This window comes from Nocardia sp. NPDC059691 (genome assembly GCF_042733915.1).
In the GTDB taxonomy this organism is placed as follows: Bacteria; Actinomycetota; Actinomycetes; order Mycobacteriales; family Mycobacteriaceae; genus Nocardia; species Nocardia sichangensis.
The window spans coordinates 287,506-313,107 of the sequence record NZ_JBHWFB010000001.1 but is presented as its reverse complement, the minus strand read 5'-3'; the positions used below and the strand labels follow the sequence as shown (position 1 = coordinate 313,107).

The 25,602-nt window shown below is 68.5% G+C and carries 23 protein-coding genes; 12 read left to right on the top strand and 11 right to left on the bottom strand.

Annotated features, from left to right (window positions below; all coding sequences use genetic code 11):
• Positions 1-63: 63 nt before the first annotated feature.
• The 3 genes from ACFV2O_RS01475 to ACFV2O_RS01465 all read left to right on the top strand — a co-directional run bounded on the left by ACFV2O_RS01475 (position 64) and on the right by ACFV2O_RS01465 (position 1,764).
• A complete protein-coding gene (locus ACFV2O_RS01475; RefSeq protein ID WP_379249366.1) occupies positions 64-942 on the top strand; it encodes an NAD(P)-dependent oxidoreductase in 879 nt (292 codons plus the stop codon).
• Positions 943-1,057: 115 nt separating this feature from the next.
• On the top strand, positions 1,058-1,252 hold the full coding sequence (locus ACFV2O_RS01470; protein WP_379250100.1) for an SRPBCC domain-containing protein: 195 nt from the start codon (positions 1,058-1,060) through the stop codon (positions 1,250-1,252).
• A gap of 65 nt (positions 1,253-1,317) precedes the next feature.
• The gene (locus ACFV2O_RS01465; protein WP_379249364.1) at positions 1,318-1,764 is read left to right on the top strand and encodes a nitroreductase family deazaflavin-dependent oxidoreductase; all 447 of its coding nucleotides are present in this window, start codon (positions 1,318-1,320) and stop codon (positions 1,762-1,764) included.
• Positions 1,765-1,766: 2 nt separating this feature from the next.
• Here ACFV2O_RS01465 and aroQ read toward each other — a convergent pair whose 3' ends face one another.
• Positions 1,767-2,222: a type II 3-dehydroquinate dehydratase gene (aroQ, locus tag ACFV2O_RS01460; protein WP_379249362.1), complete on the bottom strand. Its 456-nt coding sequence runs from the start codon at positions 2,220-2,222 to the stop codon at positions 1,767-1,769.
• A gap of 50 nt (positions 2,223-2,272) precedes the next feature.
• On the bottom strand, positions 2,273-2,872 hold the full coding sequence (locus ACFV2O_RS01455; RefSeq protein WP_379249360.1) for a hypothetical protein: 600 nt from the start codon (positions 2,870-2,872) through the stop codon (positions 2,273-2,275).
• Between the two features lie 419 nt (positions 2,873-3,291).
• Between ACFV2O_RS01455 and ACFV2O_RS01450 the strand changes: the two genes are divergently transcribed.
• Entirely contained in the window at positions 3,292-4,929 is a 1,638-nt protein-coding gene (locus ACFV2O_RS01450; protein WP_379249358.1) for an NTF2-like N-terminal transpeptidase domain-containing protein, read from the top strand.
• Here ACFV2O_RS01450 and ACFV2O_RS01445 read toward each other — a convergent pair whose 3' ends face one another.
• The 3 genes from ACFV2O_RS01445 to ACFV2O_RS01435 are packed head-to-tail and all read right to left on the bottom strand — an operon-like array spanning position 4,930 to position 7,949.
• Positions 4,930-5,298 carry a DUF3054 domain-containing protein gene (locus ACFV2O_RS01445; protein WP_379249356.1) on the bottom strand — a complete coding sequence of 123 codons (369 nt, stop codon included), beginning with the start codon at positions 5,296-5,298 and terminating at the stop codon, positions 4,930-4,932.
• 37 nt (positions 5,299-5,335) lie between these two features.
• Complete coding sequence (locus ACFV2O_RS01440; protein ID WP_379249354.1) at positions 5,336-6,424, bottom strand: YbhN family protein; 1,089 nt, start codon at positions 6,422-6,424, stop codon at positions 5,336-5,338.
• A gap of 4 nt (positions 6,425-6,428) precedes the next feature.
• On the bottom strand, positions 6,429-7,949 hold the full coding sequence (locus ACFV2O_RS01435; RefSeq protein ID WP_379250098.1) for an adenylate/guanylate cyclase domain-containing protein: 1,521 nt from the start codon (positions 7,947-7,949) through the stop codon (positions 6,429-6,431).
• Between the two features lie 199 nt (positions 7,950-8,148).
• Here ACFV2O_RS01435 and ACFV2O_RS01430 point away from each other — a divergent pair, with 199 nt between their 5' ends.
• From ACFV2O_RS01430 to ACFV2O_RS01415, 4 genes are all read left to right on the top strand, one after another.
• On the top strand, positions 8,149-9,438 hold the full coding sequence (locus ACFV2O_RS01430; protein ID WP_379249352.1) for an AI-2E family transporter: 1,290 nt from the start codon (positions 8,149-8,151) through the stop codon (positions 9,436-9,438).
• The gene (gene macS, locus ACFV2O_RS01425; RefSeq protein ID WP_379249350.1) at positions 9,398-10,591 is read left to right on the top strand and encodes a MacS family sensor histidine kinase; all 1,194 of its coding nucleotides are present in this window, start codon (positions 9,398-9,400) and stop codon (positions 10,589-10,591) included. The genes ACFV2O_RS01430 and macS overlap by 41 nt, the downstream gene beginning before the upstream one ends.
• A 45-nt stretch (positions 10,592-10,636) precedes the next feature.
• A complete protein-coding gene (locus tag ACFV2O_RS01420; RefSeq protein WP_379249348.1) occupies positions 10,637-11,302 on the top strand; it encodes a response regulator in 666 nt (221 codons plus the stop codon).
• 119 nt (positions 11,303-11,421) lie between these two features.
• Positions 11,422-12,057 carry a DUF1707 domain-containing protein gene (locus ACFV2O_RS01415; protein ID WP_356963483.1) on the top strand — a complete coding sequence of 212 codons (636 nt, stop codon included), beginning with the start codon at positions 11,422-11,424 and terminating at the stop codon, positions 12,055-12,057.
• An 8-nt stretch (positions 12,058-12,065) separates the two neighbouring features.
• Here the strand turns inward: ACFV2O_RS01415 and ACFV2O_RS01410 are convergent, their stop codons facing one another.
• A complete protein-coding gene (locus ACFV2O_RS01410; RefSeq protein ID WP_379249346.1) occupies positions 12,066-13,178 on the bottom strand; it encodes an alkene reductase in 1,113 nt (370 codons plus the stop codon).
• 65 nt (positions 13,179-13,243) lie between these two features.
• Here ACFV2O_RS01410 and ACFV2O_RS01405 point away from each other — a divergent pair, with 65 nt between their 5' ends.
• The gene (locus ACFV2O_RS01405; protein WP_355072089.1) at positions 13,244-13,612 is read left to right on the top strand and encodes a MerR family transcriptional regulator; all 369 of its coding nucleotides are present in this window, start codon (positions 13,244-13,246) and stop codon (positions 13,610-13,612) included.
• On the opposite strand, the gene ACFV2O_RS01400 is transcribed toward ACFV2O_RS01405, so the two are convergent.
• Positions 13,609-14,799 carry a helix-turn-helix transcriptional regulator gene (locus tag ACFV2O_RS01400; protein ID WP_355071325.1) on the bottom strand — a complete coding sequence of 397 codons (1,191 nt, stop codon included), beginning with the start codon at positions 14,797-14,799 and terminating at the stop codon, positions 13,609-13,611. The two genes, ACFV2O_RS01405 and ACFV2O_RS01400, sit on opposite strands and share 4 nt — an antisense overlap.
• 357 nt (positions 14,800-15,156) lie before the next feature.
• On the opposite strand from ACFV2O_RS01400, the gene ACFV2O_RS01395 reads away from it, so the two are divergent.
• Both ACFV2O_RS01395 and ACFV2O_RS01390 read left to right on the top strand, forming a co-directional pair.
• Positions 15,157-15,624 carry a hypothetical protein gene (locus ACFV2O_RS01395; protein ID WP_355071326.1) on the top strand — a complete coding sequence of 156 codons (468 nt, stop codon included), beginning with the start codon at positions 15,157-15,159 and terminating at the stop codon, positions 15,622-15,624.
• A gap of 833 nt (positions 15,625-16,457) precedes the next feature.
• Positions 16,458-18,008: a DUF2339 domain-containing protein gene (locus tag ACFV2O_RS01390; RefSeq protein ID WP_379249343.1), complete on the top strand. Its 1,551-nt coding sequence runs from the start codon at positions 16,458-16,460 to the stop codon at positions 18,006-18,008.
• Between the two features lie 637 nt (positions 18,009-18,645).
• On the opposite strand, the gene ACFV2O_RS01385 is transcribed toward ACFV2O_RS01390, so the two are convergent.
• From ACFV2O_RS01385 to ACFV2O_RS01370, 4 genes are read right to left on the bottom strand one after another with little or no spacing between them, the layout of a single operon-like run.
• A complete protein-coding gene (locus ACFV2O_RS01385; protein ID WP_379249341.1) occupies positions 18,646-21,660 on the bottom strand; it encodes an MMPL family transporter in 3,015 nt (1,004 codons plus the stop codon).
• A complete protein-coding gene (locus ACFV2O_RS01380; protein WP_195044044.1) occupies positions 21,660-22,388 on the bottom strand; it encodes an NYN domain-containing protein in 729 nt (242 codons plus the stop codon). The genes ACFV2O_RS01385 and ACFV2O_RS01380 overlap by 1 nt, the downstream gene beginning before the upstream one ends.
• On the bottom strand, positions 22,385-23,197 hold the full coding sequence (gene trmB / locus ACFV2O_RS01375; RefSeq protein ID WP_379249339.1) for a tRNA (guanosine(46)-N7)-methyltransferase TrmB: 813 nt from the start codon (positions 23,195-23,197) through the stop codon (positions 22,385-22,387). The genes ACFV2O_RS01380 and trmB overlap by 4 nt, the downstream gene beginning before the upstream one ends.
• A 59-nt stretch (positions 23,198-23,256) precedes the next feature.
• Positions 23,257-24,603 carry a lipase family protein gene (locus ACFV2O_RS01370; RefSeq protein WP_355071331.1) on the bottom strand — a complete coding sequence of 449 codons (1,347 nt, stop codon included), beginning with the start codon at positions 24,601-24,603 and terminating at the stop codon, positions 23,257-23,259.
• Positions 24,604-24,754: 151 nt separating this feature from the next.
• On the opposite strand from ACFV2O_RS01370, the gene ACFV2O_RS01365 reads away from it, so the two are divergent.
• Positions 24,755-25,537 carry an SDR family oxidoreductase gene (locus tag ACFV2O_RS01365; RefSeq protein WP_355071333.1) on the top strand — a complete coding sequence of 261 codons (783 nt, stop codon included), beginning with the start codon at positions 24,755-24,757 and terminating at the stop codon, positions 25,535-25,537.
• Positions 25,538-25,602 lie beyond the last annotated feature (65 nt).

Sequence of the window (25,602 nt, the reverse complement as noted above, 5' to 3'; positions counted from 1 at the left end):
GCGGGAACGACGATGAATTCCGGCGCCGACGCAAGTAACCGACGAGAACCGAAGGGACACATCATGTCCGAACAGACCACCGCCCGCGCTGTCTCCGTCGTCGGCCTCGGGCCGATGGGGCAGGCGATGGTCCGGGCCTTCCTGGCCGCGGGCGTCGAGGTGACGGTGTGGAATCGCAGCCCCGAGAAGGTCGACGCCATGGTCGAACTCGGCGCGAAGCGCGCGGCGACCGTCGCCGCCGCCCTCGATGCCAACGAGGTCACCGTGCTCAGCCTGACCCACTACGCGGCGATGTACGACGTGGTCGGTCCGGCGACCGGCCACCTCGACGGCAAGGTGATCGCGAACCTGTCCTCCGATTCGCCGGAGCAGGCGCGAAAGGGCGCGGCGTGGGTCCGCTCGCACGGCGCGCAGTTCCTCTCCGGCGGCGTCATGTCGGCGGGGGACAACATCACGCATCCGGCGTCCTACATCTTCTACAGCGGCCCGCGTGCGGTGTTCGACGCCCACGCCGAGCTGCTGCGCCCCTTGAGCCCGCAGGAGTACCTCGGCGCGGACGACGGCCTGGCCCAGATCTTCTACCAGGGGCTGCTGACCATCTTCCATCCCTGGTTGCTCGCATTCGACCAGGCCACGGCGATGATCGATCGGTCCGGTCACGACGTCGCCGCGTTCGTCCCGTTCGCGATCCGCTCGGCCGCCGCCTTCCCCTACTTCATGGAGGAGCACTCGGTCGCCAACAAGAACGGCGGCTGGGCGTCATTGGCCAGTCTGAAGATGATGGACGCGGGCGCGCAGCACGTTATCGACGCGAGCGAGGAAATCGGCGTCGACGCCGTACTCTCGCACACCGCCCAGGGGCTGTGGCGCAAGGCCATCGCCGCCAGCGAGCGGGCCGGAACCCCCATTTCCACCTACGCCCTGCTGCGCGACCCCGCCTGACGTCGCGGAGTCGGCCGGGTCCCCGCACTGTCGACGCGAGGACCCGACGGGGTCTTCCTCGTCTACACGACCTACATCAAGACCGCCGCCGAAAAGCTCTGGCAAGCGCTGACCGATCCGGCGTTCACCAACCGCTACTGGGGGCGCGAGCTTCGCCACGGGCTGGCGTCCCGGATCGGAAACGACTTGGCGCCAGCAGAACTGGAGCAGCAAGGCTCCCGAACAAGTCGTGCTGGAGGCCGAACCGTACCGCCGCTTGTCCTACACCTGGCACACCTTCGACCCGGCGCGAAGAGAGCAGTGCTCTTGACTTTGTCGCGCCCTTCGTGGAACACTTCTCTCTATAGAGAGCAGTGCTCACAACAAGGAGTAGTCATGGACCTCAACACCCGCTACGTCGGCCCCGCCGGATTCGACGCGGTCTTCAATCGGATCGCCAACCTGCTGCCCAAGCTGGGCATCAGCGTGATGGGGTCGCGGCTGCTCGCGGTGCGCGGGCGCAAGAGCGGGGAATGGCGCACGACGATGGTGAACCTGATGGTGCGCGAGGACGGCGAGCGCTTCCTCGTCGCGCCGCGCGGGCACACGCAGTGGGTGCGCAACCTGCGCGTGGCGGGCGGGGGCGAGTTGCGGCTCGGCCGCAAGGTCGAGGTGTTCACCGCCACCGAGGTGCCCGATGCCGACAAGGTGCCGCTGCTGCGCCTCTACCTGCGGGAGTGGGGCTGGGAGGTCGGCAAGTTCTTCGAGGGCGTGACCAAGGACGCCACCGATGAGGAACTCGCCGCCATCGCGCCGGGGTTCCCGGTCTTCCAGCTGAAGTGAGCTCAGCGCGAGCGGGCCAGGAATTCGATGGCGGCGGCGTAACCCTGGATGCCCATTCCCGCGACCACGGCGGTCGCGATCGGGGAGATGTAGGAGTGGTGCCGGAACTCCTCGCGTGCGTGCACATTGCTGATATGCACCTCGACGATCGGGAGTTCCGGGATCACCAGCGCGTCGCGGAGCGCCACCGAGGTGTGGGTGAGGCCGCCGGGGTTGATCACGATGCCCGACTCGGCGCCGCGCGCCTGGTGGATGCGGTCGATCAGCGCGCCTTCGGAGTTGGACTGGAAGGCTACGATCTGCCGGTCGAACTTCGCCGCGGTCCGTTCGCACAACTCCACGACGTCCTCCAGCGTCGCCGACCCGTACACCTCCGGCTGCCTGGTGCCGAGCATGTTGAGGTTCGGGCCGTTGAGAACCAGGATCGGGCCCGGTGTCGCGTCCGCGGTCACAGCCATGCACGGCAAGATACCGCGTCACACCGCGCCGCCCGACCGGGCCCGACCGGCTACAGCCCCTGCGGGCCTTCCGAACGCAGGTCGTCGACCTTGCGCATGGCTTCGCGCAATTCCTCTAGCCACGTCTCCGCGTGCTTGCCCGCCAGTTTCACCGTCCAGGCGAGCGCGTCGGCGCGGGAACGGGCGACGCCGGCGTCGACCAAGGTGTCGAGCACCTTGCGTTCCGGCTGACGCAACCGGGTCATCACGGGCACGGCCAGGTGGGTGAACAGAATCCGTTCCCCGTCCACCGAGACGCCCCAGGCCACATTGCGCCGGTAGCGGTGCTGCGCTTCGTTCGCGATCTGCATCCGGGCGGGCCGGGTGGACTCGCGGAACCGGGCGACCGCTCCCTCCTTGGTCGCGCGGGGAACGTCTTCGGTCGAGGCTTCGGAATCGTCGGCGTCCGGCTTCTTCTCCGGCTGCGGAATCGGCAGCTCACCGATGACGACGATCTCGTCCCGGTCGATCTCGATCACCGGCGGACCGGTGAACCAGTCACTTGGCAATCTTCCGGCGAACCAATCCGGTACGTCCGACGGGTCCGGCAGGTCGGCTTGCTGCCAACCGCCCGTTCGTCCGAAACCCCGGCCGCGGTGTGCGTTTCTCATGGCGGGTCACCTATCTTACTGTGGTGCGTTGCTTTCAGTGATTACAAGATTACGTCGCAAACCACGCGGGGGAGTTGCGCTCAGTGCGAACAAGGGTCCGGTTGCTTCGCTCCGCACCCGTCGGGGTATTTATTGATACGAAACGTCGAGTCGGGTAGTAACCGCGCGACTTTTCGAGAAGGCCGGTACGGTAGCGGCGCCGGTTGCCGCCAACCGGCTGGACGATGATCATGAAAGGCCCCCCGAGATGCGTCATCCCGGGGCAGAATTGGGATGCTGAGCATGGGTAACGTCCGCGCTACGGAGGCATCGCGGTCTGGTCTTTTTCGGGTACGGTGGTCTTGTTACTGGAGTGACAAGAGTGAAGAGTGGGCGACATGGACGTGTGGGGATCCCGCCGCTTTCGTGTTCGCGGCGCAATGGCACTCATGGGGGTGGCGGCGCTCGCGCTCGGGATCGGGTCGTGCGGGATACACGAGAAGCAGAATGAAGCGGAAGCGGTCGTAGAGCGCTTCACGGACCTGCTCGACGATCAGGACTACACCAAGGCGGCAGACCTGACGTCGTACCCCATCGCGGCCACAGCAACTCTGAAGCAAATGTTCGAGGGGTTGCACGGCGCCAAGGTCGACTACCGCAAGACCCAGTTCATCGGCCTGGACGCGCAGTCGGCGATCTTCAGCATGGACGTCGAGTGGAGCTTCGGCGAGCGCAAGACCTGGAATTACAGTCTCGAGGGCAACGTGCGCAAGCTCGCCATCGGCTGGCGGATCTCCTGGGAGCCCGCGGTCGTGATGCCGCAGCTGGCGCACAACCGGACGGTGCGGCTGGTGCGCACCTATCCGACGCCGGCGCCGCGGGTCAACGACATCGCCGGTGAACCGCTGATGACCGAGCAGACCATCAACGTCGTCAAGCTCGATCCCGCCAAGATGCCCGACCCGGTCGCGTCGACCGACGCGCTGGCCAAGGCCATCGAGCCGGTCGCGCCGCTGATCACCGGGCCGGCGCTGATGCAGCAGCTGGCCACCTCGCAGGGCAAGCCGATCATCGCGGTGAACTTGCGCGAGGGGGACTTCGCGATCCTGGAGCCGCGGATGGCGCCGATACCCGGCGTGGTGATGGAGAAGCAGCCACGGCTGATCTCCGCCGACCGCCGGGTCTGGTCGCCGATGCTGGACGCGCTGCGCAAGGTGCAGCAGGAGAGTCAGGAAGCGCATTCCGGTTGGGGCGTGCAGCTGTTCGAGCAGGACGGGCGGTTCATCACGCAACTCGCCGGTCAGCAGGGTCCGCCGGGACCGGACATCGCGGGCACGATGGACCAGCGCTTGCAACGTGCCGCCGAGGACGCGGTGGTCAGCGTGCCCACGCAGGCCTCGATCGTGGCGATCCAGCCGTCCACGGGGGCGGTGGTGGCGGTCGCGCAGAACAGCCAGGCCAGTGAGCACGGCTCGGTGGCGTTCACCGGACTGTATCCGGTGGGCGGCAACATGGACCTGTTCCGCGCCGTCGCGGCGTCGGCGAAGAACAAGGCGCCGCAAGATGTCTCGGTGCAGGACGCGGCCGAGGCGGCGACCGCGCTCGGCGTCGGCATCGACTTCAAGGTGCCCGGCCTCGACGAGGTGACCGGCCGCCTGGCCATCGCGGGGCGCAGCGCCGAGCAGGTGCTCCAAGGCGGTGGTTCGGACGCCGTCCTGGCCAGCCCGTACGGCATGGCCATCGCCGCGGCCGCGATCGCGCGCGGGGCCGTGCCGCCGCCGATGATCGAGGCCGGACGCCCGAGCGCCACCGACGCCCGGCTCGATCCGCTGCCGCCGCAGACCGCCGACCGGCTGCGCGGCATGCTGCGCGACGCCACGAACGCCCCGGAACTGGCGAGCGTGCGCCGCTACCGCGACGTCGCCGCGTTCGCCGCGACCGCGGGTCCGGACGGGTGGCTGATCGGGTCGATGGGCGATCTGGTCTTCGCGATCCACATCAACGACGTGGACAGCAAGGACGCGACCGCGCGGATGGCGGCCAGAATGTTGCAGGCGCTGGCGACTCCGGAGCCGTGATCACCGCACGGCTTTGTACACCGCGCGCCAGCCGAGCAGGAACACCGCGAGCACCACACCGGCGACCAGCACGAAGCTGACCGCTGTGCCCTGACCGCCGACCACGCGCAGCAGCATGCCCCCGACCAGGGTGCACGCCCAGATCACGACTCCGGCGGGCCACAGCGGGGTGATGTCGAAGCGCGCGTCGCCCGCGGCGGCGCGCCACCGGAGCGCCACGACCAGCCAGCCGACGACCAATCCCGTCGCGAACGGCCACACGGTGCGCAGCAGCCCGGCGAGCACCGCTTCGTCGTGGCTGCGCCTGCCGATCGCGCAGAAGACGACGACGAGCAGCGCATCGACCACGAAGGGCACCAGTTTCCTCACGCGGGCCAGCGTAACGGCAGCCAGGACGCGGCTTCCGTCACAGCCGCCGCTGCTCGAACTCCTTCTCGAACTCGGCGTCGTCGGCCTGCGGCCTACGGAACAGGAACAGGAACACGATCCACCCGGCGATGGCCACCAGGATGAAGCTCACCATCCGATAGACGAACGCCGCGGCCACCGCCTGCGCTGCGGACAGACCCGCGGCGGCGGTGAGGCCGTAGATCAGCGTCGCGTCGACGTAGACGATGCCGCCCGGCGCGAACGGAATGGACCCGACAGCCTTGCCCACGGCGAACGCGAGCAGCAGACCGGCGATGCGCGGATCGGCGCCGACCGCGTAACAGGCCGCGCCCAGGCAGGCCACGTCGGCGAAACGATGCACCAGCGCCCAGAGCGTGACCAAGACGCCGTCGCGCTTGCCGAGCTCGACCGACTCCAGCTGACCGAGCATGTCTTCGATCTTGGCGGCGCCGTGCTCGGGCGGGCGTTTGCGCAGCCGGTTGACCAGCGCCAGCAGGTTGCGCAGCAGCGCGTCGAGCGAACCGGGATTGCGTGAGACGTGATTGCCCGCCCACACCAGCCCGACGACGGCGGCCAGCGACAGGATCAGCTTCAGCGGGCCGATCTGCCCGCCCGCCAGCAGCGTGCCGCCGACGCCGAGCAGCGCCAGCCCCACCGCGGCCACCACGCCGGAGAACACCAGCTGCCAGGAGGCGACGACCGGACTGGCGCCCCAGCGTCTGGTCTGCCGGTAGGTGAACGTGGTGGAGAACACCTGGCCCGCGGGCAGGGTCACCGACATCGCCGTCGCACCGTAGACCACGGCGACGGACTTCCGCTGACTCACCGCGACGCCACCCGCGTTGAGCAACTGCTTCTGCACCCGGCCGAATCCACTCATCGACAGCGCCTGCAGCCAGATCGCGGCCGCCAGCCAACCCCAGTGGATCTCGGTGAGCTTGCGCCAGGACTCGTGTAGCCGCGGCCAGAGGTACACGCCCTCGGCGATCAGCAGGGCCAGCAGAGCGGCGCCGAGCACCCATTTCAACCAGCGGAATCTGCCACGGCGGGAACCCGCCGTGGGCGGCGGCGCAGGATCGTCTGCTCGTTCCCCGTCGGCCGTCACGCGGTCAGCCTAACGAACGCGCCGTTTCGACATCGGTATCGTCGGGCGCGTCGGCCCGTTCTCGTGGCCAGGCCAAAAGCGTTTTCCTGCGTCTGCCGCGCAGCTGTACCTCGTCGCCGGTTTCCCACTGGTCCTGCTCGCTCTCCTCGGCGAAATACAGCGCGCTGCCCGAGGCCAGCGTTCGGCCGGGACGTTCTTTGGCCAGCTCGGTGAGCCGGGACGCCTCGTTGACCGGATCCCCGATCACCGTGTACTCGAAGCGGTTGGCCGCGCCGATGTTCCCCGCGACGGCCAGTCCCGCCGAAACACCGATGCCGATGTCCAGGCCGGGCACTTCCCGCAGGGTCTCGCGCAATTCGCGCGCGGCGGCGAGCGCGGCGGTCGGCGCGTCCGGGCGGTCCAGCGGCGCGCCGAAGATGGCCAGCGCCGCGTCGCCGACGAATTTGTTGACGAAGCCGTGGTGGCGGTCGATCACATCGACCACGATGCGGAAGAACTCGTTGAGCAGGCTCACCACCTCGGTGGGCGGCCGCTCGGCGGCGGTGGCGGTGGACCCGACCATGTCGACGAACAGCACCGCGACGAACCGGGTCTCGCCGCCGAGTTCGGTGCCATAGTCCAGCGCCCGCTGCGCCACCTCTTCGCCGACGTGCTGACCGAACAGTTCCTGCAGCTGACGGCGCTTGGCCGCCTCCTCCATCATCCGGTTGAAGCCGACCTGCAACAGGCCGATCTCACTGCCGTCGAAGACCTCGACCTGCACGTCCCGCGCCCCGGCCTGGACCCGGTCGATGGCCTGGCTGAGCTGGCGCACCGGGTCGGAGATGCTCGAACCGGTGAGCATGGACAGCGCGAGCGCCTGCATGATCACCACGCCGCACAGCAGCAGGATGGAGATGGCCAGCGACTGGGCGGAGAACTTCACGTCCGAGGAGATCTGGGTCACGCACAGCAGCACGATGGCGATGGTGGGGGCGAAGGTGCCCATACCCCAGGTCATCCCCATCCTGGTGCCGACGCCGGGAGTGAGGGTGTGGTCGAAGGTGCCCTCGGTCAGAGCTTGGGCCGCCACCGGGCGCAGGATGCGCTCACCCAGCATGTAGGTGAAGCCGAACACGATGGTCGCGGCCATGCACTCGGTGACGATGACCGCGCCCGCCAGCGCGGGAGTGTCCCTGATGATCAGCACGGCCAGCACGGCTCCGCCGATCAGCCACAGCGCGAGGTGCAGGATCGCCTGGCGCAGCGGTGCGTGCAACGCGGCCATCTGCTCCTGGCGGCTCGGCGGTCCGCCGCGCATCTGCCAGCGCATCACCGGGCGCAGCATCAGCGCGGACGCGGCCATGCTGAGCAGGCCGCCCGCCACGAAGACGACGGCCGGAATCAGCAGGCCGGTGCTCCTGGCACCGGTTGGCTCGCCCTCGGGGACGGGTAGTCCGTACTGGATGAAGGCCCACACCAGAACCGCGCCGAAAGCGTTCGCCAGCAGCATCGATGTCAGGTACAGCGGCCAGCGCGTTCGCATGGTCTGTTTGACCGCTTCCAGAGGCGCCGACACGGGGTCCAATCTAGCGTTCCGGTCCGGTCGGGCTGTCCGCGGCGCTGACCGCCGGTGAAGGCCGGCAGGCTACGGCCGGGCCGGTTAGGCGTACCTCCGCCTTCGCTCCGGCCATGCGCGGGCGAAGGACGGACTAGGTCCGACAGCACCCATTAGGCTCACGGAGGTGACCGACCCGAAGCCAAGTCCAGAGCGGAAAATCACGCTGTCGCGGCCCGCGGCGGAGACGGTGCACCCGATCGTCCGGGTATCGGCGGAGTGGGGCTGGCGGCTGCTGGTGCTGTTCGCGCTGGGGCTCGCGGTCACGGCGATCGTGCAGAAATTGGCGACCGTGGTCATCCCGCTGGCCATCGCGCTGCTCGCGGCGGCGTTGCTCGCGCCGCTGGTGGACTGGATGCAGCGATTGGGCGTGCCGCGCTCGGTGGGTGTCTTCGTCGCGCTGGTCGGGTCGATCGGCGTGGTCGCGGGCATCATGACCTTCGTCGTGGAACAGTTCGTCGCCGGTGTGCCGCAGCTGTCGAACAAGTTCACCGACAGCATCCACCAGATCCAGGACTGGCTGATCAACGGCAGACTGCATCTGAGCAACGAGCAGATCCGCAACGTGGGCGACGCCGTCGTCAAGGCGATCCAGTCCAATCAGGACAGTCTGACCAGCGGGGCGCTCACCACCGCCACTGTGATCGGCGAATTGCTGACCGGCACCTTCCTGACGCTGTTCATCCTGATCTTCTTCCTCTACGGCGGCGATCAGATCTGGGAGTTCGTCACCAGGATCGTGCCCACCGACCATCGCGAGCGGGTCCGCACCGCCGGGCGGCTCGGGTTCGGCACGCTGGTCGGGTTCGTTCGCGCGACCGTCGTGGTCGCGGCGGTGGACGCCATCGGCATAGGCGCCGGTTTGGCCATCCTCGGTGTGCCTTTGGCGTTGCCGCTGGCCTCGCTGGTGTTCATCGGCGCGTTCATCCCGATCATCGGCGCGTTCCTGGCCGGATTCATCGCGGTGTTCATCGCGCTGGTGACCAAAGGGCTGGTCACCGCCCTGATCGTGCTCGGCATCATCATCGCCGTGATGCAGCTCGAGGGCCATGTGCTGCAACCGCTGCTGCTGGGGCGGGCGGTCAGTATCCACCCGCTGGCCGTGGTGCTGGCGATCACGGCGGGCGTGGTGATCGGCGGGATCGCGGGCGGTCTGCTGGCGGTGCCGTTCGTGGCCGTGATGAACACGGCGATCCGGTCGTTGCTGGAAGGCCCCGAGGAACTGTACGAGGAGCTGCAGACCGGCGAGGACCATCACGGGCTGTATTCGGCCGAACCGGATCGGCCCGAGCCCGGCCGGTTCGACGTGGCCGCGACGCTGATCGAGGCGACCAAGAAGCAGGCCACGGAGTCGGCGCAGCGGAAGGCGGAGTCCGATGACGGCGCGCAAGCCGGCGACGGCACGGCGAAGGGCTGAGCTGCGCTCGGCCGACGTGGCGACCACACCGCTGTGGCGGGCCGCGCAGGCGCTGCGGCTGGTCACGCTGCTGTACGCGGTCGGCCAGCAGATCGCTTCGGTGCCGTACTACACGAACCAGCGGTTGAGCTGGGTGCTCATCGCGTTGATGGCGGTGTGGTCGGGCGCTTCGGCGATCATGCTGTCGCAGTGGCATTTCCCCGAGGTGGCGCGGCTGCGCACTTGGGTGGTGATCGGCGATCACGTGGTCGTGATCGGGCTGATGGCCGCGACCCGCCTGGTCGCCGACTACGACTGGTATCACGGGCACCAGACGCTGCCCACCACGCTGTGGGCCACCAACGCCGTGATCGGCGCGGCGATCCTGCGCGGACCGTTCGCGGGCGTGCTGTCCGGAGCGTTGATCGCCGCGGTGTCGCTGACGGTGCGCGACCAGTGGGGTGAGGACGTGTGGGCGGACGCGACGGTGCCGGTGCTCGTCTCGGTGGGTCTCGCACTCGGCTTGGCCGCCAACACCGCGCGCCGCGCCCAGGACCAGCTGGAGCAGGCCGTGCGCCTGACCGCGGCGGCCGAGGAGCGCGAACGGCTGTCGCGCGAGGTGCACGACGGCGTGTTGCAGGTGCTCAGCTACATCAAGCGCCGGGGCAGCGAAATCGGCGGACCCACGGAGGAATTGGCCCTGCGCGCCGGTGAACAGGAGGTGGCGCTGCGCGTGCTGATCACCGAGCAGGCCGATCACCGGGACGCGGGCGGAGCCGAGGTCGACCTGCGGCCACTGCTGACCGCGCAGTCCACGCCGACGGTGTCGGTGTCCACGCCCGGCGATCCCGTGCGGGTCGGCCGCTGGATGGCGAACGAGATCGCCTCGGCCGTGGCCACGGCATTGTCCAATGTGGAGCTGCACGCCGGGCCGGATGCGAGAGCATATGTGTTGCTGGAGGACACCGGCGACGAAGTGGTGATCAGCGTGCGCGACGACGGCGTAGGCATCCCGCCAGGAAGGCTGGCCGAGGCGGAAGCCGAAGGGCGCATGGGAGTTTCCCGGTCCATCGTGGGGCGGATCGCGGCACTCGGCGGCAGCGCGGACCTGCTCACCGAGATCGATGGCGGGGTCGGATTCGGCACCGAATGGGAATTCCGGGTGCCCAGATGAGCGAGCGTCGGCGAGGCGCGGGCACGAGCGAAGGCGGAGGCGCTGATGGCGGACCAGACGGCCGGGTCCATTTCGGTGATGGTGGTGGACGACCACCCGATGTGGCGGGACGGTGTCTCCCGCGATCTCTCCGAAGCCGGATTCCGGGTCACGGCCACGGCCGACGGTGTCGCCGCGGCGAGCAGGCGCGCCGGGGCGGTGCGGCCGGACGTGGTGCTGATGGACATGCAGCTGGCCGACGGCAACGGGGCACAGGCGACGGCCGAGGTGCTGCGGGTGTCGCCGCAGAGCCGGGTGCTGGTGCTCTCGGCATCAGCCGAGCGTGACGACGTGCTCGACGCCATCAAGGCGGGCGCCTCGGGTTACCTGGTCAAGAGCGCGTCGGCGGCCGAGCTCATCGACGCCGTGCGCGCCACCGCGGCCGGTCAAGCGGTGTTCACACCGGGGCTGGCCGGACTCGTGCTCGGCGAGTACCGGCGGATGGCGACCACGCCGACGCGACCCGACGAGCCGCACCGGCCCGCGCTGACCGAGCGCGAGACCGAGGTGCTGCGGATGGTGGCGAAAGGGCTGTCCGCCAAGCAGATCGCGACGCGGCTGGGACTGAGTCACCGCACCGTGGAGAACCATGTGCAGGCGACGTTACGCAAACTCCAGCTGGCGAACCGGGTCGAATTGACTCGCTACGCCATCGAACAGGGGCTCGAGTAGTCCGGAGGGTGCTCTCGAATCAGGGATCGCCCTGATGCGGTCGTGGCCGTCCGCTGGGTAACCTCGATCGCATGGGTGGGCCCGAATCGGTATCGAATGCGGTCGGCTCCGGCGGCGCGGTGGGCGACCGGGAACTGCGCGTGTCGGACGCCGAGCGGGAACACGTCGGTCAGCTGCTACAGCGCGCGGTCGGCCTCGGCATGCTCTCGCTCGGTGAGTTCACCGAGCGGATGGACACCGCGCTGGCCGCCAAGACCCGCGGCGAATTGAACGCCGTCCTCATCGATCTGCCCGGCGTCCGCCTGGTGGGGCAGCCCGCCGCGCCGCCGTCGACGTTCGTGAACTCCTCGCCCGCCTTCACCAGGCAGGCGTCCGGCTCGAACGGCGCGAGCAACGTGATCCGTTCGCGGTTGTCCGGGGTGAGCCGCCGCGGCCCGTGGCAGGTGCCGCCCACCCTGTATCTGAACAACTGGCTGTCCGGGGTCACCTTGGACTTCACCGAGGCGATCATGTCGACCCAGGTGGTCGAGCTGCGGGTCGACGACTTCGCCGGTTCGATCAATCTGATCGTGCCCGCGGAGGCCACCGTCGACCTGAACGGGCTGGAGCTGATCGGTTCCAGCGTGAACAACAAGGTCCGCACCGGGCCGCCGCTGGGCGCCCTGCACCTGGTGGTGCACGGCAAGATCCGATTCGGCTCGGTCACCGCGAAGCATCCGTTCATGGCGCAGTGGCGCCGGTTGATGGGGCGCTGAGCGGCTGGTCAGCCCGCCGTGGGAGTCAGGTCGAGCGTCGGGTAGTCGGTGTAGCCTTCCGCGCCGCCCACGTACATCAGATGCGCGTCGCGCACCGGGTTGAGTGGTGCGCCGGTGCGCAGCCGCTCGACCAGATCGGGGTTGGCCAGGAAGGAACGGCCCAGCGAGATCGCGTCCGCACCGCCTGCGAGCAGGCGCTGCGCGGCTTCCCGGCCGCCGTCCTCGGGCAGGGGGACGCCCCAGCCCAGATTCGGGTTGGCGATGAGGGCCCCCGGCCACAGCGCCCGAATCCGTTGGAACAGGGGCTGATCGGAGTCGGCGAAGACGTAGTGCAGGTAGGCGAGGCCCTTGCCGGCCAGCGCCGAGACGAGTGCGGGGTAGATGTCCTCGGTGTCGCCCTCATCGATGCCGTTGACGGACACTCCGGGGGAGATCCGCACGCCGACGCGCTCGGCGCCGATCGCGTCGGCGATCGCCTCGACCACCGCCACGGTGAATCGGATGCGGTTGGCCACCGACCCGCCGTAGGAGTCGGTGCGCTGGTTGGTGTTCTGCGCCAGGAATTGGTGCAGCAGGTAACCGTTCGCGCTGTGCACCTCGACTCCGGCGAATCCCGCCGCGATCGCGTTTTCCGCCGCGGACGCGAAATCGGCGATGGTGGCCTCGATATCGGCGGTGGTCATCTCCAGCGGGACGACGGCATCCCGCGCGCCGCTGGGAGTGTGGATGGGCTCGGGCAACGGAACCGGCGAGGGCGCGACCGGGTGCAGCCCGCTGTTGTCCGGATGGCCGACCCGGCCGCCGTGCTGGAGTTGCAGGAACATTCGCCCGCCCGCCGCCGCGACGGCGCCGGTCACCGCTCGCCATCCCGCCACATGCGCGTCGGTGTAGATGCCGGGGATGTCGGCGTAGGTCTGACCCACCCGGTTCGGCGTGGTCGCCTCGGCGATGATCAGGCCGGCGCTCGCGCGCTGTGCGTAGTAGGTCGCCATGATCTGGGACGGCGTGCCGTCGGCCGCGGCGCGGTTACGGGTCATCGGCGCCATCACCAGGCGGTGCGGCAGCGCCAGGGAGCCGAGGGTCGTGGGCTGGAAGAGATCGGAAGCCGCTGCGTTCGTCATGTTGGTACGGTAAAACTTGACATCAATGTGAGATTCAAGCCCGAAGGCGAAAGGCCAGGTGACGGATGCGAATCGGGGAACTCGCCGAGCGCACCGGCGTGAGCGAACGGTCGCTGCGCTATTACGAGGAGCAGGGCATGCTGGCCTCCGACCGCACGAGCGGCGGTCACCGCGACTATCCGGAGCGCGCGGTGGACCGGGTCATCCACATCCAAGAGTTGCTCGCGGCGGGACTCACCAGCAAGAAGATCGCGCGAATCCTGCCCTGCATGCGCGACGCGGACGGCGGTCCCAACGAGTACGCCACGCCCGCGCTGGTCGACGAGCTGCACACCGAGCGCGAACGGATCACCCGCACCATCAATGATCTCCTGCGCTCGCGCGAGGTGCTGGACGAGGTGATCGAACGAGCCGGGGAACGACCGGCGGGCTAGGTGTTGACCCCGATCCGGCGGGCGAACGCGCGCAGCGGCACCTTGCGGTCGTGGTCGAGCAGTTCGGACACGATGTGGCGCGGCAGCGACTGGTATTTAAGCCAGTCCGCGCCGCCCACCCGTTCCGCGGTGAGCAAGGCGTCCAGCGCGCGCTGGTGCCGGCCGGTGCGGGTCAGCGCGACCGCCGTGTCGGCGAGGTGCCGCGCCCGGGATGCTTGCGGGAGACTGCCGTTGACCGGCATGTCCTTGGCCGCGGCCAGCGCCTCCGGGTAGCGCTCGGAGGAGATGTTGACATCGACCGTCTGCATGACGACTTGGGAAGGGCCGAAATAGGTCTCGTAGTCCTGCCGGTCCGTGCCGATCCGCAGGGCCACCTCGCTCGCAGCCTCCACCAGGGACAAGGCGTCGTGCACGTCCTGGGCCCGGCCCGCCGCGGTCGCGCCCTGCAACACCAGCGAGCCGTAGGCGGACAGATGCGTTGGCGTGACGTCGCCGGAGGGCTCCAGGGTCGCGGCCGCGTTCAGCGCCACGCCGCGTGACTCGTCGTAGCGGCCCTGCACCAGCAACTGCCAGGCCACCGAACCGCGGATGGTGGCCAACAGTAGGGGATCGTTGCCCAGCTCGGCGGCGGCGAGCGCCTGCCGGATGGCCAGGAACGCCGGATCGGTCTGGCCGAGATGCACCAGCGTGCATCCGGTTACCCAGTACATCCGGGCCAGCAACTCGTTGGCGGGTGCGACCGAACCGTTGCGCGCGGCGTGCACGGTGGCGCGCAGCTGGGTCAATCCCGGCGGAAGGATCGAGGTCAGCAGCTCGTAGCGGCCCGACCAGTAGGCGCCCCAAGCGTATTCGACCGAGCGCCGGCCGTCGTCGAGGCTGACCGCCTCCTCTTCCCTTGTCTCGCCGAGCAGGTCGTCTACCGGCGTCAGGGCGCGGCGGATGGCCACGATGCCCGCGTCCGGATTGGTGGACGGCACGCCTTGGCGCTTGCCGATCAGATCGGCGATATCCACGTCCAAGGCGCGCGCGATCTTCTGCAAGCTGGCGATGGAGGCGGTTTGGCGGCCACCCTGCTCGAGTTTGCGCACCAGATCCACGCTGACCCCCGCCTGATCGGCGAGCTGGCGCTGCGTGAGCGCCTTCCCGCGGAACTGGCGGATCCGAACTCCGATCGACGATTCGTCCATACCCAAGTCCTTTTGTTAAATCTGGGTTTCAGAGTACGACGCTATGTTATCTGGGACTACCGAAGTGGGACATTGCGTACGACTCGTTCGCTGCTGGTTGGAATACCGTTGCCTTTCTGCAACTTTGAATGCAAAGGGCGGCGGCAATGAAAACCATGCCGAAGAACACCTTGCAGGCCGGGCGCGCCGATCGCGCGTGGCGGCCTGGTGCACAGACCACGCGACCGGCGCGCCACCGCGCGATTCGACCGCTACGCCAGGTCAGCGTTCTGCCCGCGAACGCCGGAACACGGATGCGCGACCAGCGCGGGTTGCTACCCCGAAAGCCGCTCGTTTCGACCGAATTCGGCTACTGCGATGCGGAGTAAAGCGATGTTCGAGGGCTGTCACGACCCCCAGGAAGTCGCGCATCTGCTGCGGCATACCTACGGGCTTCCGGTTCAGTTGCTGGCCGGACGCCCGACGATAACCACCGGCTCCATCATGGGCGCGATCGTCATGCCGCCGGAACTGGGTCGCAAGGTGCTCGTCCAATTGGACCGCAACCACACCGCACCCGTCATCGCCGATCCGGGCGAGCGCACATGGACCTTTCTCGTCACGCCCCCGAGCCCAGCTCGGCCGGTCGAGGTCGCGGTCCGGCGCTGTCTCGCCGGTCACGGGGTCACCGTGGTCCCCGGCGGTCGCATCATCCTGCTCCCCAGCTCCGACTCGGCACTGGGCTGGCACTGGGCGGGCGAACCGGCGCCGGGCGTCCTGCGCATGCCGCCGCGCACCGCGGTGATCGAGGCCGTGCACGAGGTCGTCGGGTTGCGCACCTACTGACCACTTGGCGCGACCGGTCCTCATCCGACTGCCCCGGGTGAGGGCCGGTCGGGCGGGTAGAACCCGCCTGTCTACCAGGGGTAACTACTCATGCTCGCGCGCGTCGCGGTGACCAGCATGAAGTCATGACTACCTCCATCGATCCGGCGTTGCTCGCGCGTCTCTCCGGCGAGTTCACGACGCTGGGGACGCAGTTGGGCGTGCTCGGCCGGGATCTGCGTGTGCTACATGAGCAGGTTGTCGCGGATGCGGGTGTCCCGGTGCGTCCGGCCTCATCCGACACGCCGGGTGCGCCCGGGAACGAGGTACCGCGCGGGGCAGCGTCCGGCGAGGCGCGCGATTCCATCGCGCAACCGTCGGTATACGGCGAGACCGGCGGACAGGCGTTCGGCGATGCCTCGGAACCCGGTGCGCCCGCACGCCCGGTTGCGGGGTCGTCGAGTGGAATCGGAGGGTCTGTCAGCGGTGGGTTCGTTGGGTCGTCGCGTGCGATGGATGCCCACGCCAGCGGTGGGTTCGCTGGGTCGTCGTCGCGTGCGGCCGACACGTTTGCCGGCGGTGGGTTCGCGGGATCGGGGTACGCGGCGTCCGGTGCGATACCACCGATTACGCCGCCCTGGCCGGGACAATCGTCGGCGGCCGGTGTGCCGGTTCACCCTCCGCAGCCCGCATACGTTCCGCGTTTCGCCCCACCGCCCGGCGGTGCGTGGGGTGGCGCTCCGTGGCCGCCCAACGCGCGGGGACCGATGCCGGGGGCGGTGCCGCCTCGCCCGCCTGTCCCACCGCGCGCGGGGCCACCGGTGCCGCATACGCCGTGGTGGCAACGTGACGGGGTGATCAGCCGGCTCTTGGCGCTGGCGGGTGTGGCGGTGACGTTGATCGGCGTCGCGATGCTCCTGGTTCTGGCTGCCCAGGCGGGATTCTTCGGGCCGGTCCCGAGAGTGATTGCGGGAGCGATTTTCTCGGCTGTGCTGTTGGCTGCGGGAGTACGAGTCTTCCAGCGGACCGGAGGGCGGGTCGGCGGTATCGCACTGGCGGCCACCGGCATCGCGGGCGCCTATCTCGATGTCGTCGCGGTGACCGCCATCTACCACTGGCTGCATCCGGCACTCGGGCTCGCCGTCGCTTTCGGTGTCGCCACCGCGGGCGTCGGTTTGGCGATGCGGTGGCGCTCGCAGCCACTCGCGGTCCTGGTGGTGCTCGCCGCGGCGGCGCTGTCTCCGGTGGTGACCACGCGGGTGGTACTGCTCGCGTTCCTGATCGTGTTGCAATTGGTTTGTGTGCCGGTGCAATTGACGCGGAACTGGCCATACCTGCACGTGGCGCGCACATTGCCCGCGGCGCTGGCGACGTTCGGGTTCGTCGCGGGTGCGGTTCTCGGAACTCCCGCTGGAGAGCGCAGTTGGGTGTTCGTGGCCGCGGTGGCGGTCGCGTTGGTCGGAATCACCGGGACGATCGTCGTCGTCCGGCACCGGCCCGCCGATCTCACCGCCTCGCTGACGATGGCGGCAGCGCTCGTGCCGATGCTGCTCGCCCCGGGGATGTATTCCGAACGGCACATCGCGGTGTCGGTAGCGTCGATCGCCGCCGCGGTGCTCCTGCTCGTCGCCGCGGTGAGCATGGCGCCGAAAGTGAACGAGTTGGTACGGATCCCGGGGCACACGGCCCTCGTGGCCGCCGTCGCGGGCTCGATCGCTGCGCTCGAGGCATGCGTCGGCGCTACCGAGACGCGGACCTTGCCCACGGCTCTGCTGCTGGTGGCGTTGGTCTTCCTCGGCGTCGCGGGCCAGCGGACGTCCCGCCCGGCGGCGGGCCTCGGCGCGGCGTTCGCGGTGCTCGGCGGCTTGGCGCTGCTGAATGTCGCGAGCCCGGGAGTGCTTGCCTCGCAACATCGCTCGGAGGCGAACCTCGGCATGGCGACCGTGCTCGGCGCGACGCTGGCCCTCGCGGTGATCGCGGTGGCGATGTGGTGCGCGCGGCGATTGCCCGGACCTGCCGCGGGCAGCGCGTGGCCGTGGATCGCCGCGAGCGTCGCCGGACTCTACGCGGTGACCACGACGACGGTCTCCCTCGGCGTCGCGACCGGAACGCCGAACGGGTTCCTCCTCGGCCACAGCGCCGCGACCATCCTGTGGATGGCAGCCGCGACCAGCGCCCTCCTGTTCGGACTTCGCGCACTCGCCGACGCACCCGCGGTCGCCAAACTCGCCTTGGGTTCCGGTTTACTGGTCACGGCAGCCGCACTGGCCAAACTGTTCCTCTTCGACCTGGCCACCTTGGACGGCTTGGTCCGCGTCGCCGCCTTCCTCGTAGTCGGCATTCTGCTGCTCTTGGCAGGCACCCGCTATGCCCGCGCCTTCGCCGACGCGGGGATGGAGCGGTGACAGCTGAGGCGCGGTCGGCGACTCAGCGGCGGTATCCGGCCGACCCGGTTCGGGTTCCGACCTGGTGAACCTGTTGTTTTGAAGGTTTTCAAAAATTGATGGAACCGATCGTCGATGTGCCGCGTCCTACATAGCGACGGAGAAGGACTCGAAAGGGGAGTGTAGGTCGCTAGCCCAGGAGGATGCGTAAGGCCACGCACTCGGCATCCGTCGGGTCGGAACATCGCCTGGTCAATCGTGGGTGCGGCGTGGTGTATCTAAGAGGTCGCTGGTCGCAGCTCTACACATATAATGCGGAGGGATTCAATTGTTCGCGAAGTTTTCTCTTCTAGTCGCAGTCGCTGCATCATTACTGGGAGGAGCCGCTGGTGTGGCATCTGCGGAACGGCCGGGAATTCCCGTTAAAGGTCCTCTCGTTGACACATATGAATGTACGGTGTGGATAACTAACCACGGGAACCCGAATTCGGAATACGATTGCCGAGGTCCGGATGGCAAGGTCTACGTGATTCTCCTGACCGGATAGCAAGACGCTATGCGGCCGGCGGTCCGCGGCTCACCGCAGACCGCCGGTTCTGCATCAGGTATGAAAAAGCGCGGACACCTTACTGTTTGGGATGACTCGAGTCTTCCACGCTCACTCGCGGTCGCGGCGGCGCAGGAGTTCGTTCACGCTCACCGTGCGGCCGTCGCCGCCGTGGTGCCTGCCCTCCTCGGGGGCCCGGCCGATGTGGCGGCGGGAGGAGCGCAGTTCGGCCATCCAGCTCTCGATGCTGCTGCGGTTGGTGGTGTCCGGTCCGTTGTACGGCTCCGCGGGGATCTCGGGTTCGGGTGCGCGGTGCGCGGGGCTGTCGGAAGCGGCCGGAGCATCGGGCGGCAGGTGGCGCGCCGGACCGGGCGCGTCGGGGCGCTGTTGTGCGAGATCGACGGCGTGTTCCTGCGAGATGCCCGACAGCGGGCGTGGTTCCGGTGCGTGGGTCGGGCGCGGGGCGGGTGGCGTGATCGGTGAGACCGCGGGTCGCGGGCTGTGCTCCGGCAGGGTCACCGACGGCACACCGGCGTGCGATGCGTTCGGGTCCTGCGGCAGGCCGGTGGGCGGCGCCGGTCGCGGCGGGTGCACGGGCGGTGCCGGCGGCCGTTGCTCCGCCTGGCCGGGCGAGCGAGGATCGTTCGGAACCTGCGAAATCCGCCGCGGGCGAATCGGTTCCCCCTGCGGGGGTGTGGGATTCCGTGGTGGTTCCGTGCGTGGCCTGGCCGGATCGAGCGGCGGCGGCGCGGGGGTCGGGTGCGGTGCGGGCGACGGCGGTACCCGGTCCAGCCGCCTGGTCGGCGCCTCGGCCTCGATCTCGGCGACCGTGCGCGGCTTGCGCCTGCGCGGCACCTTGTTGGCGGCGGTGACGGCGGGGATCTGCATGGTCACCGGATCGGTGATCGGCGTGGTCTTCACCAGGTCGACGACATCGCTACCGCCGACGCGCTCGTCATCGAGGATCGGCTCACCGAGCCCGACCTTCTCCTGCACCTTCTTCATCCAGGCAGGCGCCCACCAGCAGTCGTCGCCAAGGAGCTTCATGGTGGCCGGGACCAGCAGCATGCGCAGCACGGTCGCGTCGATGAACAGCGCGGCGATCATGCCGTAGGCGATGTACTGCATCATCACCAGGTCGGAGAAGGCGAACGCACCGGTGACGACGAGCAGGATCAGCGCGGCCGCGGTGATGATCCGGCCGGTCTGCGCGGTACCGATCCGCACCGCCTCGGTGGTGCTCGCGCCTTGGGCGCGCGCCTCGACCATGCGCGACATCAGGAAGACTTCGTAGTCGGTCGACAGGCCGTAGATGATCGCGATGATGAGCACCAGCACGGGCGACATGATCGGCTGCGGAGTGAAATTCAACAGTCCCGCGCCGTGGCCGTCGATGAAGATCCAGGTGAGGATGCCGAGCGTGGATCCGAGACCGAGGGCGCTCATCAGCGCGGCCTTGATCGGCAACACCAGCGAGCCGAAGGTCAGGAACATCAGCAGCGTCGTCACGAACAAGACGAGCGCGATCATCAAAGGCATCCGGCCCAGCAGCGCGTTGATGCTGTCCTTCTGGATCGTCGGCTGACCGCCCACGAGCATGGTGACGCCGTCGGGCAACTGCAGCGAGCGGAGGTAATCGATGGTCGGATCGGCGTCCTGCGAGTTGGTCAGCGTGACGGACGTGTTGTAGATGGTCTTGTCGTTGGGAGCCGTGCTGGGCGGATAAGCGAATTCGCCGGCCAGCCCGGGCGCTTTGCTCGCCTCCTTCACCACCTTGGCTACCTGGGGAGCGAGGCTGGGATCGTCGACTACGAAAACCAGTTCGATCGGATCCGATTTGCGCAGCGGAAAGATCGTGTCGAACTCTTTCTGCGCCAAGCGGGTCGGATTGTCCGGCGGCAGATACCGCTCGTTGATACCGCCGAAGCTCAGATTCTTGACCGGGATGATCAGCAGCAGCAAGAGGATGCAGAGCGGGATCGCGATCTTGAGCGGGTGCTTCATCACCCAGCGGGTGGAGCGCCCCCAGATACCGTTCTCCACCTCATCGGCGGTCTTGGTCTGGCGGAACCGCTTGAGGCCGAGCAGGTCGACCCGCTTGCCCAGCACCGACAGCATGGCGGGCAACACGGTGATCGAGGTCAGCGCCGCGAGGGTGACCGTCGCGATGGCGCCGTAGGCCACCGACTTCAGGAAGCCCTGCGGAAACAGCAGCATGCCGCCGAGGCTGGCGACGATCATCGTGGCGGAGAACACCACGGTGCGGCCCGAGGTCATCACCGTTCGGCGGACGGCGGTCCTGGTGTCGTATCCCTCGGCGAGTTCCTCGCGGAAACGACTCACTATGAACAAGCCGTAGTCGATGGCCAGGCCCAAGCCGATCATCGAGACGACCGGCGAGACGAACGAATTCACCTCGGTGAACTCGGTGATGAACCGCACGATGCCCCATGCGCCGATCACGGTGAGACCACCGACGATCAGCGGCAATCCGGCGGCGACGATGCCGCCGAAGACGAAGAACAGCAGGACGGCCACCGCCGGAATGGCGAGGATCTCCATGCGCTTCTGGTCGTCGGCCATGGTGTCGTTCAGCGTGCCCGCCACGGCCTGCAGACCCGTCACCTGCACATCCACTCCGGGGATGAAGAAAACGTTCTTCACCTTCCGGTAGTTGCGCACCATCTCGGTGTCGTTGTCGCCCTTGATGGCGATGGAGGCGAAGGCGTACTTCTTGTCCTTGGAGCCGAAAACGGAGGCCTGGACCGGAATGTTCGCGCTGTTCCGCCAGTAGACACCGTTGATCTGGGTGATCTCGTCGGGATGCTCGCGGGGTAGACTTCCCAGATTCTCGAGGATCTTGCCGCTGAATTCCGGATCGTCGATGGTCTTGCCGTCCGGCGCCGTGTACAACACGATGACGTCGGATTTGTGATCCCGTTCGAAGGCACCGTCTTTGATTCGCGCCGCGCGCGCCGACTCCGAGGTCGGATCATCCCACCCGCTGGAGCTGAGGTGGTCCTCCAACCCGAGGCCGTAGCCACCGAGAGCCAGAAGACCGGCCACGACCACGCCGATGACGGCGAATCGCAGCCGGTATACCAGATCGCCCCAGCGTGTGAACACTAAGCGACTCCTTGGGCGGGGCGAGAGGTGAGCAGTGCCGACAGCGGCCGGAACGGCTGCAGCCAGGCACCCTCGTCGGGCAGCGAGTCGAGGCTCACCCGGGGCAGCGGTTCACGGAACACGCCCGGAATGTCCTCGAGGTCGATGAATTCGAGAGTATCGGATGTGACGGCCCAACTCGCGTGCTCGCGGAAGCCGAGCACCTGAACCGGCACTCCTTTGGCGGCGAGCGCCTCCAGCGGTTCGCGGAACGCCTGGCCGTCGGCGGAGGCGACCATGATGCCCGCCAAGCCCGCGCCGCGGCTGCGTAAGGCGATGTGCGCCAGCATGTCGGCGTCGACGTCGGAGTCCTCGTCGATCTTCGGTTTGGCGAAGACCGCGTAGCCGACGTTGCGCAGCGCCTCCACCCAGGGCCGCACGACGTCGGCGGTGCCGGGCGCGATGTTGGTGAAAACGGTGGCCTCGGGTTCCACCCGATGCACCGCGCCCACCGACAGTTCCGCGGTCCGGGCCAGCAGCCAGCGGCCGAGCGCGTCGAACCGCGGGCGGTAGGCGGCGGTCGGACGACCGCCAAGAATGGCGCCGAGGCCCATGTCGAGGTTCGGGGCGTCCCACACCAACAGGACGCGGCGCACGTCCGGCCCCGAGCTGCCCAGACCTTCCGCTCCGCCGCCGTGCACCTCCCCGGCAACATCGACCACTTCGTGGGCCATTTCACTGACGCTCATCGGTCGATCTTCCCCCATATGAGCTCCGTGATGGCGCTACCGGCGCGATGTGCCTTGCCCTCGAATTTCGTGACGGGCCGCTCGAAACCGATCGGCGCGGTGGCGCGATGCTCCGCGCTGACACCGCCCGTCGCCTCGTTGAGACCCGAGAGCAGGGGCTCCGTCATGCCGACCGCGTGGATGTGCTCTGCGTAGCCCGCGTGGTCGGTGGCGACGTGCAGCACACCGCCCGGCTTCAGGCGGTTGGCGATCAGCGCGACCGTCGCGGGTTGCAGCAGCCGCCGCTTGTGATGGCGCGCCTTCGGCCACGGGTCGGGGAAGAACACCCGGACGCCGGTCAGCGACTCCTCGGCAATCATGTTTTCCAGTACGTCGACCGCGTCGCCGCGCAGCAGGCGGATGTTCTCGATCCCTTCGCGCTCGACGCGCTGCACCAACTGCGCCAGGCCGGGCTGATACACCTCGATGCCGATCAGGTTCAGGTGCGGTTCGGCCTGCGCCATGACGGCCGTCGCGGTGCCCGTGCCACAGCCGATCTCGATGACCAGCGGAGCGTCGCGACCGAACCAGGCGGCGGCGTCCAGCGGCTCGTCGGCGACCTCGCGGCCGATCGAGGGCCACATCCGGTCCCAGGATTGCTGCTGGGTGGCGGTCAGCGCGCCCCTGCGCGACCGGAAGCTGGTGACTCGTGGGTACAGGCGGGAGCCGGTCTTGTGCCTGGGCCCGCCCTCGGCCGGAGCCGAAGCTGTGGACGGCGGGCCCGGAACTGACTCGGCAGTATGGTTCGCGGCGTCGTTCACGGCGTCCATTGTCCAGCATCCGGCGATCAGTGCGGCAAGCGGTTGTGCACGGGCCGCTGAGCAGGAGGTCAGGCGGCGCGCGCGGGCGCGATCCTCGGCTCGGTCGGCCGTTGCTGACGCAGCGGTCTTCCGAGCGCGACCTTGGCCGCGGTCACCGCCATCTCCAGCAGTCCGCGCACGCCCGAGGGTGAGGCCGCGACCGACCAGACAGTGCTGTCGCCCGCGTCGCTCACCGGTTGCCCGGCGAACCGGTCTGCCAGCCAGTCCAGGCTGATCGGCGTGGACAGCGGCAGCAGCGAGAAGTGCTCGCTGAGCCGGTCGCGAACGTAGGTCACCGCGGCGCCGCCGCGACGGTAGCGGGCCACCTGGCCGTCGATGCCCTCGATGTGGATGACCTGGTCGTGGATGGGTTGCACCACCAGCAGCGGGCAGGCCGGCGTCGTATTGCCGAGCCGCAGATCGTCGAACATCGCCCGCAGCTCCGGGGTGTCGAGCACCTCGGCGAGCGGGCGGTCGAGGAAGTCGTCCACCTTCTTGCCCGCCAGCCCGAGGATCGCGCCGACCGGCGTCGCGTTCTCGGCGCGGACGACGAACCGGTGGCCGTCCGGGCTGAGCTCGTTGTCGATCAGCGAGCTCAGCGCGGGATACAGCCTGCGCAGGGCGGCGATGACGATGGCGGGCAGACCCGCGAAGGGCGTGCCGTTGAGCCGGTCGAAGACCTGGCGCGGGTCGCCGACCGGGGCGCCGAGCACCGCGCCGACGATGTCGAGTTCGGGGGCGTAGGTCGGCGCCATCTCGACCGTCCACGAGCTGGCCATGCCGCCGCCGGAGTAGCCCCACACGGCGACGCGGGTTTCCGGGCCGAGCCCGAGGGGGTCGAAGCGCAGGGCGGCGCGGATGCCGTCGAGCGCGCGGTAGCCGGGCTCGCGCGGCGCGCCGAAGTTCCCGTGCGGTCCCTCGTGGTCGGCGATGCTCACGGCCCAGCCGCGCCGCAGCGCGTTCGCGACCAGGAGCCATTCGAACTGGGTGATCGAACCGAGCGCCCGCGAGCCGTGGCGCAGCGCGTAGGACGGCGAGCATTTCTCGGTCACCGCGTCCATCGCGGTCTGGAAGGCCAGCAGCGGGCGATCCTCGTCCGGTTCCGCGCCGATCGGAAGCAGTACGGTGGTGATCGCCGCTTCCGGCGCCCCGTGCAGATCACAGCTGCGGTAGAGTAACTGCCAGGCCGAGACCTGTTGCGGGACAATTCCGAACAGCGCGACTTCGATCTTCCTGCTGCGCAGAATGGTGCCCGGCGCCTTGGCCGCGAACCCTTTCGGCGGTCGATGGAACGGGTCCGTGCTGGGCAGCAAGGGCTTGCGGTCCGCGGGACAGGCGGGCTCCCGGTCGACAGCGCCGATGACATTCGCGGTCATCGCAACCTCCTCATCTTCGAGGTCGGTTGCCGCATGCGAAAGTTCAAGCTGCGCACCGGTTATGGTGCCGACCACTTCTGCAGGGTAAGTGACCGACCGGGCGTCTGGGAACCCCGCGATACACGGCATTCCCGGCACTAGACTCCCCGGCATGAGCAGACCGACAGTATTCATCACCGGCGCGGCGGCGGGTATCGGGCGGGCCACGGCCTTGCTTTTCGCTGCGCAGGGATACCAAGTCGGGGCTTACGACATCGATGAAGTCGGGCTGACCAGGCTTTCCGGTGATATCACAGCCAAGGGTGGCGTAGTTAACACAGGAGTGCTCGATGTGACGAACGCCACGCAGTGGGCGGAGCGGCTCGCGGAGTTCCACGCCGCGACGGGACGGCTGGACATCCTGGTCAACAACGCCGGGATCCTGCGCGCGGGGCCGTTCGAGGAGATCGACATCGCCGCCCATCGGGCGATCGTGGAGGTCAACGTGGTGGGCGTGCTCACCGGGACACACAGCGCGTTCCGCTACCTGCGCGACACGCCGGGCGCGCAGGTGGTCAACCTGTGCTCGGCTTCGGCGATCTACGGCCAGGCCGAACTCGCGAGCTATGGTGCGACCAAGTCCGCCGTCAAGAGCTTCACCGAGGCGCTCGACCTGGAATGGGAGCGCCACGACATCCGCGTGCTCGCGATCTGGCCGCTGTTCGTGGCCACGGCCATGGTGGACGGCGTGACGACCGGGACGACGAAATCGCTGGGCGTACGACTGACCGCCGACGACGTCGCGGCCGGGATCTGGGAGGCCACCCGCAAGCGCGCCCGGCTGCCGAAAGTGCACTATGAGATCGGCGCGCAGGCGAAGGTGCTCGCGACGGTGGGGAAATACGCGCCGAACTGGATGGTGCGCACCGCCAACAAATACTTCAGTGGCAGCTGAGCCCGTCGAACCTGCCCGGCGAGCCGACTTCTGACACAATTGCGCACCGTAAAAGGGGGTGTGTG